Here is a 2,103-nt window from a genome sequence, read left to right as displayed (position 1 = left end):
CTATGCAAGTCATTCGATAACGCCGAGCTGGACGATTTTGGTGGGTCTGGGTGGAGTTGAACCACCGACCTCACCCTTATCAGGGGTGCGCTCTAACCAACTGAGCTACAGACCCGATTATCACGTCATCTTGTTGTGCCTGGACTGCGTTGCGACTCTCGCTCAGTTGGTCACGTACTACTGTACGCTCCCGTCTTCGCTCCATCCGCGCCTTGCCAGACTCAACAATCTGTCGCGCTAATTCAGCGGGTCGGTCGAGACCCTTTGCTCTCTTTAATCAATCAACCAAGTAATTCGTGTGGACTCTGACCGAAGCGTTCGGCATCGTTTAAGGAGGTGATCCAGCCCCAGGTTCCCCTAGGGCTACCTTGTTACGACTTCACCCCAGTCATGAACCACACCGTGGTAATCGTCCTCCCGAAGGTTAGACTAACTACTTCTGGTGCAATCCACTCCCATGGTGTGACGGGCGGTGTGTACAAGGCCCGGGAACGTATTCACCGTGACATTCTGATTCACGATTACTAGCGATTCCGACTTCACGGAGTCGAGTTGCAGACTCCGATCCGGACTACGACGCGTTTTGTGAGATTGGCTCCCCCTCGCGGGCTTGCAGCCCTCTGTGCGCGCCATTGTAGCACGTGTGTAGCCCTGGCCGTAAGGGCCATGATGACCTGACGTCATCCCCACCTTCCTCCGGTTTGTCACCGGCAGTCTCCCTAGAGTTCTCAGCATTACCTGCTAGCAACTAGGGATAGGGGTTGCGCTCGTTACGGGACTTAACCCAACATCTCACGACACGAGCTGACGACGGCCATGCAGCACCTGTGTCAGAGTTCCCGAAGGCACCGATCCATCTCTGGAACGTTCTCTGCATGTCAAGGCCAGGTAAGGTTCTTCGCGTTGCGTCGAATTAAACCACATGCTCCACCGCTTGTGCGGGCCCCCGTCAATTCATTTGAGTTTTAACCTTGCGGCCGTACTCCCCAGGCGGTCAACTTAGTGCGTTAGCTGCGCCACTAAGGATTCAAGATCCCCAACGGCTAGTTGACATCGTTTACGGCGTGGACTACCAGGGTATCTAATCCTGTTTGCTCCCCACGCTTTCGCACCTCAGTGTCAGTGTTGGTCCAGGCAGCCGCCTTCGCCACTGGTGTTCCTTCCTATATCTACGCATTTCACCGCTACACAGGAAATTCCACTACCCTCTACCACACTCTAGCCATGCAGTTCGAAGTGCCGTTCCCAGGTTGAGCCCGGGGCTTTCACATCTCGCTTACATAACCACCTACGCGCGCTTTACGCCCAGTAATTCCGATTAACGCTTGCACCCTCCGTATTACCGCGGCTGCTGGCACGGAGTTAGCCGGTGCTTCTTCTGCGAGTGACGTCAATCCTCAAGCGTATTAAGCTTAAGGCCTTCCTCCTCGCTGAAAGTGCTTTACAACCCGAAAGCCTTCTTCACACACGCGGCATGGCTGGATCAGGCTTGCGCCCATTGTCCAATATTCCCCACTGCTGCCTCCCGTAGGAGTTCGGGCCGTGTCTCAGTCCCGATGTGGCTGATCATCCTCTCAGACCAGCTACGGATCGTTGCCTTGGTAGGCCATTACCCCACCAACAAGCTAATCCGACTTAGGCTCATCTAATAGCACAAGGTCCACTCTCCGAAGAGAACGGATCCCCTGCTTTCCCCCGTAGGGCGTATGCGGTATTAATCCGAGTTTCCCCGGGCTGTCCCCCACTACCAGGCAGATTCCTAAGCATTACTCACCCGTCCGCCGCTCGACGCCTGGTAGCAAGCTACCATCGTTTCCGCTCGACTTGCATGTGTTAAGCCTGCCGCCAGCGTTCAATCTGAGCCATGATCAAACTCTTCAGTTTAAATCATACAAGATCCGAAGATCTTAAATCTGCTCAAGACAAAAACTCAATTCTTGACGAGTCGTTGACTTGGTATTTCTTACCGAAATACTCCCGTCAGCGCCCACACGAATTACTTGGTTGATTTTTTAAAGAGCGTTTGAGCCGTGGCTCAATCAGGAGGCGAATCATACATCGTTTCGCTGCCCTGTCAACCGTTTTCGCGTTCAAAGTTTGAAT

Annotated in this window: 1 tRNA gene and 1 rRNA gene; both read right to left on the bottom strand. The window is 53.7% G+C overall.

The features are described from left to right. Positions 1 to 38: 38 nt before the first annotated feature. A tRNA-Ile gene (locus A3OI_RS0103165) sits at positions 39 to 115 on the bottom strand. Between the two features lie 214 nt (positions 116 to 329). Beyond that, positions 330 to 1,884 (bottom strand): 16S ribosomal RNA (locus A3OI_RS0103160). Between the last annotated feature and the right edge of the window lie 219 nt (positions 1,885 to 2,103).

Origin of the sequence: Marinobacter gelidimuriae (assembly GCF_000372805.1) — a bacterium.
Lineage (GTDB): Bacteria > Pseudomonadota > Gammaproteobacteria > Pseudomonadales > Oleiphilaceae > Marinobacter > Marinobacter gelidimuriae.
The sequence above is the reverse complement of the archived record's forward strand: the minus strand, read 5'-3'. Positions and strand labels throughout refer to the sequence as shown.